The sequence below is a fragment of the Deefgea chitinilytica genome (assembly GCF_016881405.1).
GTDB classification, from domain to species: Bacteria; Pseudomonadota; Gammaproteobacteria; order Burkholderiales; family Chitinibacteraceae; genus Deefgea; species Deefgea chitinilytica.
Map to the genome: position 1 here is coordinate 1 of NZ_WOFE01000011.1, position 19,008 is coordinate 19,008.

Here is a 19,008-nt window from a genome sequence, read left to right on the forward strand (position 1 = left end):
CGTTTTTGGCTTGAGGCTTCAGATGGTGCGCACATTTTAATTTGCGCACGCGGATTCGGTGCTGATTGATTATCTCGATATTCATTTCATCGCACTCGGTGTGCAAATCCCTGCGGGATTTGCACACCCTACAACCCCCACCAAAATATCGGGGTATATCAATCCACGCTTCATTTAAAATTGATCACATCGACATACCCCAACATCAATCCGCCATCACTTCACCCAACCGCACGCCACGCCCCGCTTTCCAATCGGCATTAAATTCCAAATCACCCTCAGGAAACAGCAGCACCACGGTTGAGCCGAGTAAAAAGCGGCCCATTTCGGCGCCCTGCTCCAAGATAATTTGTTGATCGCGATAATCTTTGGTCCACACCGACTTACTGCGTGGAGGATTAACAACACCGTGCCATGTGGTGGCCATGCTGCCGACAATCGTCGCGCCGACCAGCACTTGCACGAAGGGCTGACCTTTATCGTTCTCAAACACGCACACCACGCGCTCATTGAGTGCGAATAGTGCATCAACGCCGCGCGCAGTAGCAGGATTCACTGAAAACAACTCACCCGGCACATAGGTCATTTCCAGCAAGCGGCCACGGCATGGCATGTGAATGCGGTGATAGTCTTTCGGGCTCAGATAAATCGTTGCAAATAGTCCATTTTCAAACTTTTTCGCCAGCGCGGCATCGCCACCGAGCAAGGCTTTAGTGGTGAAATATTTGCCTTTGGCTTGATAAATTTGGTCTTTTTCAATCGGCCCAAACTGGCTAATCGCACCATCCACAGTACAAATCAATTCGGCATTCGCGATTGGCCGAGCGCCGTCTTTCAGCGGGCGCGTAAAAAATTCATTAAACGTGGGATAAGCGGCAATATCTGGATTAGCGGCTTCTGCCATATTCACTTGATACTTAGCGACAAAACCTCGAATCACTGCGGTCGTCAGCTTGCCTGCGCGTAAACCGGCCAAAAAACCCATTAGTTGCGTCAACAGCAACTTTGGAATGACATACTGCAACATCACAAAAAGGCGATCGGACAACGCAAGTCCCCAATATCTAAAAAGAGCGCGAATTATAGCGTATCCGGCGCTGCGCTACCGATGCGACGATGCCTCAGTTACAATGTTGCCTCATACGCCTGAATTAAAGAGGTTTTCATGCCGCAATCGCCGTACACGAAACCATCACTGAACCGCGCACAGACCTTGCGCCGCCAAAGCATTTATCTGCTCCCCAATTTATTCACGCTGGCCGCGCTGTTTTCCGGCTTTTATGCCATTGTGCAGGCGATGAACGGTAAATTTGAACACGCCGCTTTAGCGATTTTTGCCGCGATGATATTAGACGGCCTCGATGGTCGTGTTGCCCGTATGACGCACACCCAATCTGAATTTGGCGCGCAATTTGATAGCTTGTCCGATATGGTTTCATTTGGCGTTGCGCCCGCGCTGGTGATGTACTCTTGGGGTTTATCGGGCTTTGGCAAGCTCGGCTGGGCGGTGGCGTTTATTTATTGCGCTGGCGCTGCGCTACGTTTAGCGCGCTTTAACACCAATATTGAAACGGTCGATAAACGTTTCTTTCAAGGACTGCCCAGCCCCGCCGCTGCGGCGCTGGTCGCCGGCTTGGTATGGATTAACATCGAATACCACGAAGATCTGGCACCGCTGGCTGAATTACTCCCCTATGCCGCGATGTTTTTTACGCTGTTTGCTGGGCTAACAATGGTATCAAACGTCCCTTTTTGGAGTTTCAAAGAACTACACATGCGCAAGACCGTTCCCTTTGTAACGCTATTGATTGCGACCCTAGTTTTGCTGATCGGCGCATCGCGACCTGCACTGGTGCTATTTAGCTTTTTCATTTGCTATGCTGCGTCCGGCTATCTGTACTGGCTTTGGAAGATCATCAAACGTCCGGTTACCAGTCCAAAATTAGACATTTAGTCCAATACTTATTAATTAAACACATAAAATAGCGCCAAATTTCTCACTGGCGCTATTTTTTTATCAAAATATTTGACATCAAGTCTAATAATATTTAATCTGAACTCATTAATGCGAAGGGGAATACTGTGTCATTAGACATTGACCGTCTAATCGCTGATTTTGGTGGCCCAAGTACGCTGGCGGATCAGCTTAATGCTGCATTTCCAGCTGACCCAGTCTCCCGAGCTGCGATTTATAAATGGCGTGAACGCGGCAGTTTGCCACTCACCCAAGTGGACAAACTGGCCAAATTGGCCACAAGCCAAGGCCGTAGCTTTAATATCCAAAACTATATGAGCGATGCGCAATCCGCAGCGACTCACATTCAGGAGAGCACCATGAGCAGCACCAATAATCACAACAATCGTTTGGTTATTTTTGATACAACATTGCGCGACGGCGAACAATCGCCCGGTGCGTCGATGACCAAAGAAGAAAAAATTCGGATTGCCCGCCAATTGGAGCGCTTGGGGGTTGACGTGATTGAGGCTGGTTTTGCTGCTGCCAGCCCGGGCGACGCCGATGCGATCAAGACTATCGCCGGCATTATCGAAAACAGTACCGTCTGTTCTTTGGCACGCGCGAACGAACGTGACGTGCGCGCTGCTGGTGAAGCAATCAAAGACGCCAAACGCGGCCGGATTCACACTTTTATCGCGACTAGCCCAATCCACATGGAACACAAATTGCGTATGACGCCGGATCAAGTGGTTGAAGCGGCCGTCAAAGCAGTAAAAATCGCAGGCGAATACACCAAAGACATCGAATTCTCAGCCGAGGATGCACTACGCAGTGATATTGATTTTCTGGCGCGCATTTTTGGCGCGGTGATTGCAGCGGGAGCGACCACCTTGAACGTGCCGGATACCGTTGGCTACGCCGTACCGCAACGCACCGAAGCATTTTTCCGCGAATTGATCGCCAAAACTCCAGGTGGCGACAAGGTCGTTTGGTCCGCGCATTGCCACAATGATTTGGGCATGGCGGTAGCCAATTCATTGGCGGCAGTTTTGGGTGGTGCACGCCAAGTGGAGTGCACGATTAATGGCCTCGGCGAGCGCGCAGGCAATGCGGCAATGGAAGAAATTGTGATGGCCACCCGTACTCGTCGTGATATTTTTGGCGTTGAATGCGGTGTCGACGCAACACAGATCGTCCCAACCAGCAAACTTGTGTCAACGATTACCGGTTATCCAGTACAACCGAATAAAGCAATTGTCGGCGCGAATGCGTTTGCACATGAATCGGGCATCCACCAAGACGGCGTGTTGAAACACCGTGAAACCTACGAAATTATGAGTGCCGAATCAGTAGGCTGGAGCACCAATCGCTTGAGTTTGGGCAAATTGTCAGGCCGCAACGCCTTTAAGACCAAATTGCTTGAACTTGGTATTGAATTGCAATCCGAAGAAGCATTAAACGCCGCGTTTGCACGCTTCAAAACACTGGCTGACAAAAAGCGTGAAATCTTTGATGAAGATTTGCATGCCTTGGTGTCCGATGAATTGATCACCATCGAGCAAGAGCACATCAAGCTGATTTCACTGAAAGTGATTTCTGAAACGGGCGAAACACCAAGTGCCGATTTAGTGGTCAGCGAAGCAGGCACTGAGCGCCGCGCAACCGCACTGGGCGATGGTACCGTTGACGCGACGTTCAAAGCGATTGAGTCGCTGTTCAATAGCGGCGCTGAGCTGCAATTATATTCAGTCAATGCAATTACATCAGGTACGGACAGCCAAGGTGAAGTGACGGTTCGTTTGATGAAGGACGCTAAAATCGTTAACGGTCAAGGCGCGGACACCGACATTATCGTAGCCAGTGCGAAGGCTTACATTTCCGCGCTCAACAAAATTCACAACAATATCAGCCGCGTGCATCCGCAACCGGTTTAAAGCTTTGCGATTACGGAGCGAGTCGACACCACCCTGTTAACTCGTGAGGCTGTTGCCACCAGCGATAGTACTCAAGCCAAGTAGCTCGTGAACCCAAGCGAGAAAAACTAGAAACCGAGCGTAAAATTACAAAGCCCCGCATATCCTGCGGGGCTTTGTTCGTAGGTATATCTACAAAAACATTTGAAGTTATTACTCACAGAGCAATACCCTAGCCATTACTTGAATTAACTTGTTGCAATAAACTAGGTCGTGAGTATTTTGCATACAGTGTCGCGGACACAAAGCTAATCACCGTCAACGCGACTTGGACTCCTGCCAGCAATTGCGAAACGCCTTTATCACTCCACGCCCGCATTACGCCTTCCATAAAAAATAGCAGTACAAACATCGTGTACCACTGATAGGTATAGCGGCGACCATACAATAAACCGCGTAGTGGCAACATTAATACAAAAGCTTTTAACACCACCCAAGATGGCTTCCCCCCCATAGGTGCTAACCACAACTCCCAAGCCAGAACTAAAAAGATCATCGCCACCACAGCAGACACGGTCATTTTTTGCAGCACAGGTAAACTCTGTGGACTTAGCTTCATTTTGTCTCCCCTTTCAGTTTGAGCGCTATTTCAGCAATACGGCGACCTTGAGCTAAGCACAACTGACGTTCAGCTTCAGAAATCGGTTGATTCGACTCAGTTCCCGCCCAGTGGCTTGCGCCATATGGCGTCCCCCCCGTAGTGGTCGATAATAAGGCGGTTTCTGAATACGGAGTACCGACGATCACCATGCCGTGATGCAATAAGGGCAACATCATCGTGAGTAATGTTGACTCATTACCGCCATGCAAAGTCCCCGAGCTAGTAAACACTGAAGCTGGCTTGCCAATTAAAGTGCCCTTGAGCCAATCGGCAATCGTTGAATCCCAAAAATATTTCATTGGCGCGGCCATATTGCCAAAACGGGTTGGACTTCCCAATACCAAGCCATCGCACTCCAATAGATCTGCCAACGTCACATACGGCGCGCCCGCAGCCGGCACATCCGATTCCACGCTTTCACATACAGTAGAAATGCGCGGCACGGTACGCAGTCGCGCTGAACAATCAGCAACCGACTCGACACCGCGGGCGATTAACTGCGCCATTTGCCGCGTCGCGCCGTGAGTTGAGTAATACAAAACAAGAATTTCAGTCATTATGCGAGCCCGCTTTCTGGATGCGCTATTATAATGGGATTCGCATGTTACCGTGACTCACCATGAATCTTGCCAGCACTTTTCCACTCATCGCTCGAGTGAGTGGTTTTTCCCGCTTTGTTGGTCGCCGCCTGATTAATGATCGATGCCTAGAAACCGCAGGTAGCCTTACATTTACGACCTTGCTGGCGGTGGTGCCACTCTTTACGATTGCACTCACCTTGATTTCGGCATTTCCGATGTTTGGTATCAATGTGAACCGCTTTCGCGGGTTTATCCTGAACAATCTGGTTCCCGAGGCCTCTGGCAAAGTGATTGGTGTCTATATGCGCCAATTTGCCGATAACGCGGATAGCCTCACAACGATGGGTATGGTCGGCTTGCTCGCAACGGCATTGCTGATGATGTTCACCATCGAAAAAACATTTAATACCATTTGGCGCGTCAAGCGGCCAAGAAAACTACTGTCTCGAACATTAACGTACTGGGCAACTATCACACTGGCCCCAATATTGATAGGTCTTAGTCTATCGGTCACGAGCTGGCTCTCACAAAATGCAGGCTTAAGCGGGCTAAATTTTCCACTGTTGAAGATATCATCTTGGTTGCTGATGTTCGTGACCTTGAGCCTGCTGTATCTAACTCTGCCAAATTGTTTTGTACCACGCTCTCATGCCCTCACATCTGCGCTGATTGTCAGTGGCGGTTTGGAATTGATGAAAATTTTATTCGGCTTGTATATTAAGCAATTTACCACCTACAACTTGGTTTACGGTACGTTTGCAAGTTTCCCGATTTTCTTAATCTGGCTCTATTTATGCTGGGTACTGATTTTAGGCGGCGCAGTGCTATCGGCCACACTCTCTTATTGGTATGGCAACGGTTGGCGCTGGGATAATCATCACGGAACTCGTTTTGAACAAGCGGTACGCATCTTAGCTGCTTTAGCTGCCGCGCATCAAAACGGGCAACTGATGCATATCAATCAGTTGCGTCGCAAAGTTGAATTAGGAGTCGATGTCACCCAAGAAATTCTGGAGCAAATGACTACCAAGCAATGGGTCGAGTCAACGCGTGATGGGGAATGGATTTTAGCTTGTGCTGCTGAGCGTATTAGCTTGCTAACCGTCTTTGAGTTGGTGGTAAGTCCACTCAATAGTGATGTAGATAGCGGGCTAGAATCTCGCTTAGAAGCCGCCCGCTCAAGTTTAAATTTAAGTCTTGCTGATTATTTGGCTGCTGCGCAGCCTGAAATCAATGCTGCATCAATAGCAACTTCAGGTAGCTCGCCGATATAAGCATCGCCTAAAGCGCGCAAGAGAATAAATTTGATGCGCCCCGCATCCACTTTCTTATCTTGCGCCATTAATGCTTTATAGCGCTCAAGACCCAAAGCGGGCGCGACCACAGGTAAGCCAGCTCGCTCAATCAAGCTAATTACGCGGGCAATATCTGCATCATCTAAATGCCCTAAAGCACGGGAAGCGTAAGCTGCCAACACCATTCCAGCAGCGACCGCTTCTCCATGCAGCCACGTACCATAGCCTAAGCCGGCCTCAATGGCGTGTCCAAAGGTATGCCCCAGATTTAACAGCGCACGCTGCCCAGTTTCTTTTTCGTCCGCAGCAACAATCCGCGCCTTATTTTGGCAACAACGTTCAACAGCATACGCGATTAATTCTTTATCACGGTTCATCAAACCGACGATATTCTGTTCAAGCCAGGTCAAGAACTCGACATCATCAATTAAGCCATACTTGATCACTTCAGCCATACCGGCTGAAAACTCACGCTGCGGCAGCGTATCGAGTGTAGTCAAATCAGCCAAAACCAATTTAGGCTGGTAAAACGCCCCAATCATATTTTTGCCCAAAGGATGATTAATCGCTGTTTTGCCACCAACCGAAGAATCAACCTGAGCTAGCAAAGTAGTTGGAATTTGAATAAATGGCACACCGCGTTGATAAATCGCTGCGGCAAAACCCGTCATATCGCCAATAACACCGCCACCAAGCGCAATGAGCGTAGTTTTTCTTTCTGCACGCTCTGTCAGCAACGCACCAAAAATCATATTTAGGCTATCCCAAGTTTTATATTGCTCACCATCGGGCAATACAATTGCTTGGCTTTGCACACCAGCTTGCGCTAATAAAGCAACTAGGCCATTTAAATAAAGCGGCGCTATAGTTTCATTCGTCACGATTGCAACACGCTTTTGTGCTAGAAGCGGCAAAATGCTTTCAACAGAGCTGAGTAAATCTTGACCAATTAAAATAGAATACGGGGCGTGGTCAATATCAACGTTGACGATTCGGCTCATAACTGGCGCTCCAATTCTTTTAAAAGTAATTGCAAAAGTGAGTTAACAGTCTGCTGGCTGGTATCAATCACAAGATCAGCAACCTCACGGTATAACGGGTCACGAATTTGATAGAGCTCTTTGAGCTTGGCCAAAGGGTCGGCTGTTTGCAATAAAGGTCGATTTTTATCATGGCAAGTCCGCGCATAGAGCTCTTCTGGACTTGCTCGAAGATAAATCACATAACCATTGCGTCGTAGCAGCTTACGATTATTGGGATTAAGTACGACGCCACCGCCGGTACCAAGCACGATACCTTGCAATTGCGTCAAAGCCGCAATGGACTCCGCTTCACGTTCCCGAAACCCACTCTCACCTTCAATTTCAAAAATCACTGGGATCTTGGCGCCAGTCCGCGCCTCAATGTCATGATCTGAATCATAAAAGGTTTTTTGGGTTGCACGCGCTAAGGCGCGCCCAACGGTGGTTTTGCCAGCCCCCATGAGACCGACCAAATAAAAATTGCCTGGCATTTTCATGCCAGGCATTTTACTTGAATATCCAACTCTTAGCGAGTTAGCAAAGGGACTATCTGCCAATTAACGCAGAGTCAAATCAGACTCCAGAACACGAGGCGTCAAGAAAATTAAGAGCTCACGGCGTACTTTATTAACAGCCCTATTTTTAAACAAATTACCGACCATAGGGATATCACCCAACAATGGAACTTGCGTCACGGTATTGCTGTTATCTTCAATATAAATACCACCGATAACAACGGTACCACCACTTTCAACCAACACTTTAGTTCGGATTTGTTTGGTATTAATTGCAGGACCACTGATGGTATTTTCACCCCGGCTATCTTTATTAACTTGCACATCCATAAATACACTACCGTCAGGTGTAATTTGTGGTGTAACACGTAATGAAAGTGTTGCCTTTTTAAATGCCACAGTACTAGCGCCATTTTGAGCGGATTCAGTGTAAGGGATTTCTTGACCATCTTCTATCACCGCCTCAACTTGATCAGCAGTAATCAAGCGTGGGCTTGAAACGATCTTTAATTTGCCGTCTTGCTCAAGTGCATTTAATTCAAGACCTAAAATGCCATCCGACCCAGCAATTAACATTGCAATGGATGCAGGACTAAAGCCTCCGATACCAGCTGCAGGCAGACTTACCTGAGGGATATTGCCAGCAATCGCAGGAACTGGACCGTCATTGGGAGGTGTTCCAACTGTTTTAGTGGTAGTGCCGCCACCAAGGGTGACATCACCACGCCATGCTAGGCCGTGCAACTTAACACCTAAGTTACGCTGGAACCCATCCTCCGCTTCAACAATCCGTGACTCAATCATTACCTGACGGACTGGCACATCAATTTTGGCCAATAGCTCACGAATTTGCTCTAATTTTGCAGGTATATCTTGCACAACCACTTGATTTGTACGCGGATCAATTACAGCCGAACCACGCGGAGACAAAATACGCTGTTTCTCATCACTTAAGATTGTTTTCAACGCATCTGCCTTGTGATACTTCAATTGAAAGAACTCTGTTCGAGTGGGCTCCAACTCTGAAATTTGCTTGCGGCTTTCGAGTTCCGCCTTTTCTTTCGCGGCCAATTCATCTCGCGGCGCGATCCACATTACATTTCCAGTTTTGCGCTGATCCAAACCCTTAGCTTGCAAAATGATATCTAATGCTTGATCCCAAGGCACGTCTTTCAAACGCAATGTCAAAGCACCACCGACAGAATCACTAGTAATAATATTCATACCAGTAAATTCAGCGATAACCTGAAGAACCGTTCTCACTTCAACATTTTGAAAATTCAAAGACAGCTTTTCACCTTTAAAATTAGCTTTAGAAGCAAGCTTATCTTTGCTTTGTGACGCATCACGCACCTCAACAACAAAACGATTCTCTGTTTGATAGGCTGAGTATTCCCAATTTCCTTGAGGCTCAATCATCATCTTCACGGAGTCGCCTTGAGCAAAAGTTTCTACTTTTTGAATTGGCGTTCCAAAATCTGTTACATCGAGTCGGCGCTCTAAATTTTTTGGCAACGCCGATTTGGGAAATTCAACAACCAAATTTTTACCTTGTTGGCGAATATCAATTCCAACATTTGGGCTGGTCAAATCAATAATGACTTTCCCTTCACCACTGGAGCCACGGCGAAAATCAATATTTTGTATTCCTTCTCGTTTTCCGCTCGGTTTACTGTCGGCAAATTGAGTATTTTTCTGTGCTGGTGCACTACTAGCAGTACTAGCTGAACCAGCGGAAGCTGCATCCACCGTAATAAACAAAGAATTGCCTTCCACCTTTGTTTCATAGCCAGCTAACTTCTGCAAATTAAACACCAAACGTGTACGCCCTGTACCTTCGGCAACATTTAAGGTTCGTAAAGCAGCGCCATTCACCTGAATTGTATTTTTTCCAGTCTGATTAGCTGTATTTGCAAAATCAAAAGCAATACGTGGGGGCGTATTAACAGAAAAACTAGTCGGAGTCGGCGGAGCCTCATTAAAAGTAACTTTGACGACCTGCTTGTCTGCACTAACGTTACTAACTTCAATATTCGTAATGCTTGAAGTATCAACAGCAAACGCAAGTGGAACCCAAAGGAACATTACAACTTTGCTTAAACGAGTTACGAACTTATTCATTTTCATTTTTTCTGCTCCGCATCATCCAAGCTCAAACTAGTGGTGCGCTCAACCCAATCGCCACCACTGTCCTCAACAATTTCTTTAAGAGTAACTTCTGTTTCCGACACTTGAGTTACCATCCCAAAATTTTGCCCCATGTAACTGCCTTGCTTAACACGGTATAAATTTCCATCTGGAGCACGAACCAAAGCTTGGACTGTTTTTCCTTGTTGCAAGGTACCCACCATACGCAACTTCTCAAGATCATAATTTTCTAAGACTTCTTTAACGCGGTTGGTATTGGGAGCTAAACCGCTACCACTTCCTTTTTTTGCTAGCTCCATCTTGCTAGCACGGAATGGATCTGGCAATTCAAACGCATTATATGGAAATGCCACGTATACTTTTGCTTCAGGCAAAGGCTCTACTTTACCTCGTAAGCCTTTAGACTCTTCAGCCATCCACTCTTTTAAATCTCCATGCTCTTCGCCAAAACAGCCAGTAAGTCCTGTTAGCAGTAGCAGGTAAAGGAGGCATCTATTCACAATTATTCTCCGATGGGCCTTTATTTTTTCTTTTTACGGGCTTCAGCTTCAGCCTGTTGGATTGCCTGTCTTTCAGCTTCATCCAGCGCTCGATATGTTTTAATCGTTGCTTCCATTGTGAGCAATTGATCTTTGGCTCCGATTAATTTCACATCGGTCAAAATAACAATCCGAGAGAGTTGAGCAATATCACTAACAAATGCTGCTAAATCATGATAAGAGCCAGTTACTTTAATCGCGATAGGTCCCTCAACAAACTCTGCGGTCTTAACTTCAACACCAGGCTTGAACAATTCAAATAATAAACCCCGACCAACGCCAGCCTGATTAATCTCTGTTAATAATGTCTCCATTTCTGAGCGATTAGGCAACTGTTTTAGTAACGCTCCAAAAGACTGCTGAATTTCAAGTAACTGCTGCCTATACTCAGCTAGATTAATTGCACGCTTTTTCTTGTCTAAATAATCAATCTTTAACTGCTCTTCTGTAGCTTTTGCTGCGGCAAGCTCTTCCATTTGTGAACTCCACAAATAAAAATAGCCTCCCGCAACAACTAAGATCAACACAAGTACAAAAGAAGCAATTTGAACTTGTACCGGCCAGTTACCCGCGTCTTTAGGATCTAAGTTTCTCAAGTCATCAAGTGTCATGTTCGACCTCGTTTAACAGCACTGGCAGTTGATTCAGTGGTTTCATCGGCACGGGTCAATTTCACATTGAGAGTAAATTCAGAAAGACGCTGATTACCCACTGTCGCAGACTTGGCCTCAATTAGCAACGGTTGCTCAAAAGTGGGAGAATCATTCAAATTTCGCATTAACGTTGACACTCGCGCATTTGATTGAGCGTAGCCAACCAATACTAATTGGTCATTAGCTTGCTTAACATCTCTCAAATAAACACCTTCAGGCACTTGTCGGGTTAATTGATCTAATAAATGAACAGTTTCAGTGCGATTAGACTGCAAACGCTCAACAATTTTTTTACGATCTAAAAGCGCCTGCTTTTCTGCTTTCAATTTATCAATTTCGGCGATTTCACGATCAAGCTTAGCATTCTCTTCTGTTAAGAATTGATTACGATCGGCCTGCGTATCAATTTTGGCAGAAAGAAACATATAGCCGGCCAAAACCACACCTGCCGCAACTAGGAAAGACATAACTAACATCGAAACATAACGACGCTGCCTTGCGATTCTTTTTTGCTCACGATGCGGAAGCAAATTAATTCTGATCATACTGGGTCAAACCTCCGCATAGCCAATCCACAAGCAATTAAAAGTGATGGCGCATCCAACTGAATTTGCTTTCCTTTCACTTTACCTGTAGACATGCTAAAAAATGGATTCGCACGCATCGTACTAGCAACTTGAGTACGACTGGAAACGGCTTCATCCAAGCCATGAATTACACTGCAACCACCAGCGAGTAAAATATGATCTACTGAATTGTAATTACTAGACGTATAGAAAAATTGCAAGGAACGAGAGATTTCTAGCGCCATAGTGTCCATAAATGGCTGCAATACATCGGGCTCGTAATTATCAGGCAATCCACCTTGACGCTTTGCCTGCTCTGCTTCTTCTGCAGACATATTAAATTTTCTTTGAATTTCTTGAGTCAATTGATTACCAGCATAACCTTGATCTCGGCTATAAATCGACTGACCATCTTTAAAAATATTCATGTGCATTGCTGTTGAACCAATATCAACTACCGCAACAATTTGATTATCACCACCATTAGGTAATTGTGGTCGCATTAATTCAAAAGCAGCTTGTGTAGCAAAGGACTCAACATCTAAAACAACAGCCTTAAGACCGGCCTCTTCAATCGCAGCAACGCGCTCATCTACTTTATCTTTTTTTGCTGCAGCAATAAGCACGTCTTCTTCTTCTGGATTGTTTGCCGCAAATCCTAATACCTGAAAATCTAAATTCACTTCATCGAGTGAAAATGGAATGTATTGGTTAGCCTCTGTCTCAACTTGACTTTCCAATTCACGCTCATTCATGCCTGCAGGAACAAGAATCTTTTTAGTAATAACAGCGGAAGCTGGCAAAGCAGCAGCGACATTTTTGACCTTCGTGCCCATTCGTTTCCAAGCGTTTCGAATCGCAAGCGCCACAGCTTCAGAATTGACAATGTTATTGTCGGTAACCGCATCCTTAGGAAGCGGTTCGATTACATATCGTTCAAGGCTAAAATTGCGCCCTGCTTGACTCAGCTCCACCATTTTCACGGCCGACGAGCTGATATCCACACCGATTAGCGGTGGGGCTTTCGGTTTTAGAAAATCGAGGTTCAACGCAATATTCCCTATTTTAGTTGGTAAAAAATCGTATCAGTCCACGCTTACTCCTGTAAAGTAAGCTAGTTCTCAATCTCTTTTTTTGCAACATCTAAATAAAACCCGTAAATTACAATAACATCAAACATTCAACTCCGATGACATGGCAAAAAAACTACTTTATTCACTGCTAATCGCAATATTTGGCTTAAGCTTCATCGCAATTAGTCTAGCAGCACTTGCAGTCATAGTGACCTACCCCAAGCTCCCTGCATTGAATGCGCTGACAGACTACAAACCCAAAATCCCATTGCGCATCTTCAGTGAAGATAATGTATTAATCGGCGAATTTGGCGAAGAAAAGCGCGCGTTCACACCAATTAGCCAAACTCCTCCGCTGATGATTAAAGCACTTCTTGCCGCGGAAGACGAACGGTTTTACCAGCATGGCGGAATCGACTACATTGGTGTTTTGCGTGCAATTGGTGGAAATTTGCTCTCAGGCCGCTCTCAATCAGGGGCCAGTACAATTACAATGCAAGTAGCTAAAAACTTCTATCTTTCTAATGAAAAGACCTACACGCGAAAATTTAATGAAGCCCTTCTGTCGTTTAAAATTGAGCACAATTTATCTAAAGATCAAATTCTAGAGCTGTATCTCAATCAAATCTATCTTGGGCAACGCGCGTATGGTTTTTCTTCTGCTGCGCAAATTTACTTTGGCAAAGAGCTTAAAGAACTTAGCATCGCTGAATACGCAATGCTAGCGGGCTTACCCAAAGCTCCTTCTGCATACAATCCGATTGTCAATCCTAAGCGTGCCACACTCAGACAAAAATATGTATTACGCCGCATGGCGGAATTGAACTTCATTACAGAGGCGGAATACCAAGCAGCACTGAATGCCACGTTAACTTACAAACGTAGCAGCGAACAATACCCCGTTCACGCCGAGTATGTTGCAGAAATGGTAAGACAGATGATGGTCAAAAAGTACCAAGAAGCCGCTTATACTCAAGGGTTCAAGGTCTACACCACGATCAATAGTCAAGCACAGCAAGATGCTTATTCTGCACTAAGAACTGGCATATTAAATTACGATATCCGTCACGGTTACAATGGACCAGAAGGATTTATTGATGCAACTCTACTTGATGGGCAGCAAGAAGAACAACTCGATGAAGCATTAAGCAACATCAAAGACGCCGACGACCTTCGCCCTGCAATTGTTTTAACCAGCAACGCCAACCTAGTCACTGCTTACTTACATGGCGGAGAAAAAATCAATATCCAAGGTGAGGGTTTGCGTTTTGCCAGAAACGCATTATCCGAGAAAAATCCTCCTGCCATTCGCATTCGACCTGGTGCAATTATTCGGGTCACCGCAACTGAAAAAGGCTGGATTATCACCCAGCTTCCCAAAGTGGAAGGTGCGCTTATTGCCATGAATCCAAACAATGGCGCAATTCGCGCGCTGGTTGGGGGGTTTGACTTCAACAACAGTAGTTTCAATCATGTGACCCAAGCATGGCGGCAACCGGGCTCGACATTCAAGCCCTTCATTTACTCTGCCAGCTTAGAGCGTGGTGTAACACCAGCAACGATGATTAACGATGCACCTTTAGTGATTGAAATGAACGGTCAACGCTGGGAACCCAAAAATTATGATGGTAGTTTTTCAGGAATGACTTCCGTTAGACGCGCCCTAACCTTCTCAAAAAACTTGGTATCAGTACGAATTTTACAAGCAATCGGCGCAGATTACGCACAGCAACATATCGCAAAGTTTGGCTTTGAACCGAAGCAACACCCCGCCTATCTAACGATGGCGCTGGGAGCTGGCAGCGTTACCCCACTACAAATGGCAGAGGGTTACTCGGTGTTTGCCAATACGGGCTACCGTGTTCGATCCTACTATGTTGATCGTATTGAAGACGCCCGCGGCAAAGTGCTCGCCAAAACACAACCAGAAATCGCCGGGAAAAATGCGCCAAGAACGCTCGATGCTAGAAATGCATTCATCATGACCTCAATGATGGGCGATGTCATCCGCATGGGAACCGCAACAAAGGCTAAAGCACTGGGCAGGAACGATTTAGCAGGCAAAACCGGAACAACTAATGATGCATTTGATGCATGGTTTGCAGGTTTTCAACCCAATTTAGTTGCAGTCACTTGGATCGGTTTTGATCAACCGAAAAGCTTAGGAGCTAGGGAAACGGGCGGCGCTGCAGCCCTTCCAATTTGGGTGAGCTTTATGAACAAAGCGCTCGCAAATGTGCCAGAATCACCATGGCAAATACCAGACGGGGTAATCGCAAAAACAACAGAAACCGAACGCGGACCACTAACTGAATATTTCTTTCAAGAGTTTCAATCAACCAGCCCACAACTGGGTCTGAGTGGCAGTGCGGACTCTGAGTCAGCGCCAATTGACGAAATTAAAGAACAGTTATTTTAAATTGCACGACGTATATGCCTCAGATCTTTATTAAACAATAATTTGAGGCATATACATCAGAATTAAATTGCAAACTATTGAGTTCCAAAGCCGACTTTGAGACAGAACAAGCACTGGTTGATTCAACACGCAACGATGAGAAGAACGATAATGTCGACCCCAACTCAATCAAACACAGCACGTATCGCACAACGTGCGGCACAGTTAATTTGCAATCACCAGCAAAGCGATCCCAAAATAGCGAGCCTGCAAGCTACTTTAGAATTAGGGCTATCCAGAAAAGAAGCGCAACCCAACGAAGCAGAAATCAACGCAGCAATTGCAGACTATCGCCAATTATTTAGTCCAAATTATGATGCCGATCTACTTAACTTGCGCCAGAAATCATTAGCTTTACTGGATTTTTTCCAGCAATTTCAACCTTTTCTCATCGGTTCCGTACTCAAAGGAAGCGCGAGCAAACACTCGGACATTAATCTACTTATTTTCTCTGATGACCCCAAAGTCATTGAGATTTTCTTACTCAACCAACAAATAGCCTATAGTTGTAAAGAAAAAAGAACGCAATATCGTCAAACTGACTCGCCCGCAATCGCTTTTTGGTTTGACAACACTCAGGTACATCTGCAGGTTCTACCCACTACGGCGCGCCATCAAGCCAATAAGAAAGCCGACCGAGCCAACTATGAACAATTAAAACAACTAATTGCATCAAGCACACAAATTGATTGTATTGCAACCGACTAAAAATGCAGGAATCACAGTTATGACTGCCAGACAATCTCTCACCCCCATTCAATTTAAAGACCCTAGCCCCTATTTAGTGCGTGATGTTGACGAGATTGAATTCATTCTTAAAACATTAGCTCGCAAGCCTGAATTAGCCTGTCTCTACGTAAATAATCAGCGACACACTTTTGTTTTAAGTGCAATATTGGGCTGCGAATCTGGCAATTTAATTTTTGACTACGGCCCAGACTTAGCGCTAAATCAACAACTCGCCTCAGCAACAGCTATTTGCTGCGTATCTCATCTAAATAGTGTTCATTATCAATTTGACTTGAATACCATTCACACAATTGAATACAAAAATAAGCCAGCCTTCCTAGCTAGCATCCCACAACAAATTTTACGACTTCAGCGCCGTGATTTTTTCCGGCTCTCCGTACCATTATCGACTCCTCTATCCTGCTTAATACCTTTAGGGGATGAGCAAGCTGAAATCTCTATTGCAGACATTAGCTTAGGAGGTTTAGGCTTGCTAGGATATTTTCCTGATATCTCCCTGAATGTCGGTAATATTTTAAAAAACTGCCGCATTGAATTACCCCAAATTGGAGTAATTACTTCTGATATTGAAGTTTGCACAAGCACTGAACAATTACTCAAAAATGGAATTCGTACTTTGCGCAGTGGCTGTCGTTTTTTAAATTTATCTGGAACAGGCCAAACACTTTTGCAGAGGTATATTAATCAGGTTGAACGCAAACGTTTAGCGCTTGAATAATGAACGTTAACATTCTTACAACACCACCGTTAGCTTTGAAAATGCTTATTCGCAAAGCGGATACGCACAAAGGAATGTATGGCAATGTTGCCATTATTGGTGGTGCCCCCGGCATGATAGGCGCGGCACTGCTCGCGGGACGCGCGGCGCTTCATTTAGGTGCAGGAAGAGTACACATTGGATTACTAAAATCGAAAATAGCCGTTGATTTTATGCAACCAGAATTAATGATGAATAGCCCTCAGCGACTCATTAATAATGATCTGATTACTCATTTACTCATTGGCCCAGGACTAAGTCAAAGCCGTAAAGCAAAATACCTCATTTCAGAATCCCTAAATTCATCCAAGTCCTTAATTATTGATGCCGATGGACTAAATATCATTGCAAACAACTCTAAACTACAGCGCACATTAAAACACCGCCAAGCAGAAACAATAATTACTCCACATCCCGCAGAAGCGGCTCGCCTATTAAATTGCGAACTCGCGAACATTCAATCCAATCGACAATCAGCTGTTATACAGCTATTTAAAACGTATCAGTGTGGAGTTATTCTAAAAGGCCACAATACTTTAATTATGGCGAGCGGTGATATTATTCATCAAAATACATCTGGTAATTCCGCATTAAGTAATGCAGGCCAAGGTGACGTACTCGGCGGAATTATTCTTTCACTCTGGGCCCAAGGCCTAAGCTTAATTAATGCCAGTTGTAGTGGAGTTTTCTTGCATGGACAAGCCGCTGATTTATGGCGAACTCACAACGCAAATCGAATTGGTCTAACTGCGAGTCAAGTTATCGAATTAGCCAAGTCCGCTTTAAACAATTTCATCCTGCCAACGATAGATTAAATTCTCGCTTAGTATTCAGCTGTAACTAGAACCAATACAGCATTTTAATCAAAAAGCTAATTATTAAAAAAACGCCCTATCATCTGATAGGGCGTATGAAGTTCAAGCGCTTATATCCAATACTATAAATTAAAAGTCCGTACGAACACCAACTGAGAACAAGTCGACACTTTGACCATTATTCACCGTATAGCCAGACTCTGTTGTGAAGCTTGCATGTTTATCATTATTCAACATGGTGTAAGTCGCATAAATACGAGATTTTTTCGACAAATTATATGTAGCACCTAATGAAAGCTGATCACCACCAGAGTCAGCTAAAGTATCTACATCACCCACGTTGACATAAGTTACCAAGAAATTGAATTTGTCGAGCTTATATGATGCAGCAACAGCGAAAGAATCTTGATCTCGTGATTTTTTCCCATCGTCACGAGTTAGGTTTTCATAAGTCAAACCCAAGCCAAAATCCATGTATTTAGCATTTGCACCAATCATATAGCTGCTTACATCTGCACCGTTGCTGGCTGGTTTAAGCGAAATTTTAGATGATTTATAGTCTGAAGTTTGATCTTTTGACAATGAATAAGCAGCGCCTACATTAAACATACTGTTTGACCAAAATGCCGCCAATTGGTATGTGTGAGCATCATATGCAGCTGTTTGATCACCAATAGACCATGAACCATGAGCACCAAAACCATTAAAGTTTGGTGTTTCATAGTAAACGACTTGTCCATCGCGACTACCTACACGGCGCAACATTTGTGAAGTACCCATATAGCTTGAAGTATCATTAATTGAGCCTTCAATCGTCGGCGCAATATTTTTGTATGCCGCTTTATAAGCATTATCCATTTTACCAAAGCGACCAAAACCGAAATCGCCTTTATAACCTACATATGTATCGCGCGACCCCCAAACTGCACCTGAAGTTTTTTGATATGGATCACCAACGTAAAAACGGTTTTCTAAAACCCAAACTAATTCACCACCAAAATCTAATTTATCTTTGCCAGAAAAACGGATACGAGAGCCTTGATCCACCAATTGTGTTTTGCTAGAGCCATCATTTTTAGCCGTTTTAGACGTTGTGCCTACATTATCTGGATTTGAATATTCAAAAGCGGTTCTAATGCTACCGCTAATTGTAACTTCAGCATTCACCGCTGTAGAAGCCATTGCAGCAGCAATTGACAAGGCAATAATCTTATACATATCTCTATTCGCTTATTCAAAAAGTTAAAAAAGTAACTGCTAAACAATCAAATTAATGCAAAATAAAATTTGCTTTTTGATTAACTC

At 44.8% G+C, this 19,008-nt stretch carries 18 protein-coding genes; 7 read left to right on the forward strand and 11 right to left on the reverse strand.

Features of this window, described 5'->3' with window-relative positions; genetic code table 11:
• Positions 1–205: 205 nt before the first annotated feature.
• Positions 206–1,048, reverse strand: coding sequence for an archaetidylserine decarboxylase (gene asd, locus GM173_RS14505; protein WP_203572110.1), 843 nt, complete (start codon positions 1,046–1,048; stop codon positions 206–208).
• A gap of 117 nt (positions 1,049–1,165) precedes the next feature.
• Between asd and pssA the strand changes: the two genes are divergently transcribed.
• Together pssA and GM173_RS14515 are read left to right on the forward strand one after the other, a co-directional pair.
• Positions 1,166–1,954, forward strand: a complete 789-nt coding sequence (gene pssA, locus GM173_RS14510; protein WP_203572111.1) for a CDP-diacylglycerol--serine O-phosphatidyltransferase — start codon at positions 1,166–1,168, stop codon at positions 1,952–1,954.
• A 128-nt stretch (positions 1,955–2,082) separates the two neighbouring features.
• Positions 2,083–3,891: a 2-isopropylmalate synthase gene (locus GM173_RS14515; protein WP_203572112.1), complete on the forward strand. Its 1,809-nt coding sequence runs from the start codon at positions 2,083–2,085 to the stop codon at positions 3,889–3,891.
• Positions 3,892–4,102: 211 nt separating this feature from the next.
• On the opposite strand, the gene GM173_RS14520 is transcribed toward GM173_RS14515, so the two are convergent.
• The gene (locus GM173_RS14520) at positions 4,103–4,489 is read right to left on the reverse strand and encodes a DUF2069 domain-containing protein (RefSeq protein ID WP_239078543.1); all 387 of its coding nucleotides are present in this window, start codon (positions 4,487–4,489) and stop codon (positions 4,103–4,105) included.
• A complete protein-coding gene (gene wrbA, locus GM173_RS14525; protein WP_203572113.1) occupies positions 4,486–5,088 on the reverse strand; it encodes an NAD(P)H:quinone oxidoreductase in 603 nt (200 codons plus the stop codon). The genes GM173_RS14520 and wrbA overlap by 4 nt, the downstream gene beginning before the upstream one ends.
• A gap of 62 nt (positions 5,089–5,150) precedes the next feature.
• On the opposite strand from wrbA, the gene GM173_RS14530 reads away from it, so the two are divergent.
• Positions 5,151–6,386, forward strand: a complete 1,236-nt coding sequence (locus GM173_RS14530; protein WP_203572114.1) for a YihY family inner membrane protein — start codon at positions 5,151–5,153, stop codon at positions 6,384–6,386.
• Here GM173_RS14530 and aroB read toward each other — a convergent pair.
• The 7 genes from aroB to GM173_RS14565 all read right to left on the reverse strand — a co-directional run bounded on the left by aroB (position 6,317) and on the right by GM173_RS14565 (position 12,899).
• Positions 6,317–7,408, reverse strand: coding sequence for a 3-dehydroquinate synthase (aroB, locus tag GM173_RS14535; RefSeq protein WP_203572115.1), 1,092 nt, complete (start codon positions 7,406–7,408; stop codon positions 6,317–6,319). The genes GM173_RS14530 and aroB overlap by 70 nt on opposite strands.
• Positions 7,405–7,920 carry a shikimate kinase gene (locus GM173_RS14540; RefSeq protein ID WP_239078544.1) on the reverse strand — a complete coding sequence of 172 codons (516 nt, stop codon included), beginning with the start codon at positions 7,918–7,920 and terminating at the stop codon, positions 7,405–7,407. The genes aroB and GM173_RS14540 overlap by 4 nt, the downstream gene beginning before the upstream one ends.
• A 66-nt stretch (positions 7,921–7,986) precedes the next feature.
• The gene (locus GM173_RS14545) at positions 7,987–10,071 is read right to left on the reverse strand and encodes a type IV pilus secretin PilQ (protein WP_203572117.1); all 2,085 of its coding nucleotides are present in this window, start codon (positions 10,069–10,071) and stop codon (positions 7,987–7,989) included.
• A complete protein-coding gene (locus GM173_RS14550) occupies positions 10,068–10,592 on the reverse strand; it encodes a pilus assembly protein PilP (protein ID WP_308439611.1) in 525 nt (174 codons plus the stop codon). Before GM173_RS14550 ends, GM173_RS14545 begins: the two co-directional genes overlap by 4 nt.
• Positions 10,593–10,612: 20 nt before the next feature.
• Complete coding sequence (locus GM173_RS14555) at positions 10,613–11,242, reverse strand: type IV pilus inner membrane component PilO (protein ID WP_203572118.1); 630 nt, start codon at positions 11,240–11,242, stop codon at positions 10,613–10,615.
• Positions 11,239–11,829, reverse strand: coding sequence for a PilN domain-containing protein (locus tag GM173_RS14560; protein ID WP_203572119.1), 591 nt, complete (start codon positions 11,827–11,829; stop codon positions 11,239–11,241). The genes GM173_RS14555 and GM173_RS14560 overlap by 4 nt, the downstream gene beginning before the upstream one ends.
• Positions 11,826–12,899 carry a pilus assembly protein PilM gene (locus GM173_RS14565; protein WP_203572120.1) on the reverse strand — a complete coding sequence of 358 codons (1,074 nt, stop codon included), beginning with the start codon at positions 12,897–12,899 and terminating at the stop codon, positions 11,826–11,828. The genes GM173_RS14560 and GM173_RS14565 overlap by 4 nt, the downstream gene beginning before the upstream one ends.
• A gap of 232 nt (positions 12,900–13,131) precedes the next feature.
• Here GM173_RS14565 and GM173_RS14570 point away from each other — a divergent pair, with 232 nt between their 5' ends.
• The 4 genes from GM173_RS14570 to GM173_RS14585 all read left to right on the forward strand — a co-directional run bounded on the left by GM173_RS14570 (position 13,132) and on the right by GM173_RS14585 (position 17,703).
• Positions 13,132–15,342, forward strand: a complete 2,211-nt coding sequence (locus GM173_RS14570; protein ID WP_308439612.1) for a penicillin-binding protein 1A — start codon at positions 13,132–13,134, stop codon at positions 15,340–15,342.
• Between the two features lie 117 nt (positions 15,343–15,459).
• Positions 15,460–16,089, forward strand: a complete 630-nt coding sequence (locus tag GM173_RS14575) for a nucleotidyltransferase family protein (protein WP_203572122.1) — start codon at positions 15,460–15,462, stop codon at positions 16,087–16,089.
• 19 nt (positions 16,090–16,108) lie between these two features.
• On the forward strand, positions 16,109–16,849 hold the full coding sequence (locus GM173_RS14580) for a flagellar brake protein (RefSeq protein ID WP_203572123.1): 741 nt from the start codon (positions 16,109–16,111) through the stop codon (positions 16,847–16,849).
• Positions 16,849–17,703 (forward strand): NAD(P)H-hydrate dehydratase, encoded by an 855-nt coding sequence (locus tag GM173_RS14585; protein ID WP_203572124.1) that lies wholly within the window; start codon positions 16,849–16,851, stop codon positions 17,701–17,703. Before GM173_RS14580 ends, GM173_RS14585 begins: the two co-directional genes overlap by 1 nt.
• Positions 17,704–17,832: 129 nt before the next feature.
• Here GM173_RS14585 and GM173_RS14590 read toward each other — a convergent pair whose 3' ends face one another.
• Positions 17,833–18,921, reverse strand: coding sequence for a porin (locus GM173_RS14590; RefSeq protein ID WP_203572125.1), 1,089 nt, complete (start codon positions 18,919–18,921; stop codon positions 17,833–17,835).
• Positions 18,922–19,008: the final 87 nt, after the last annotated feature.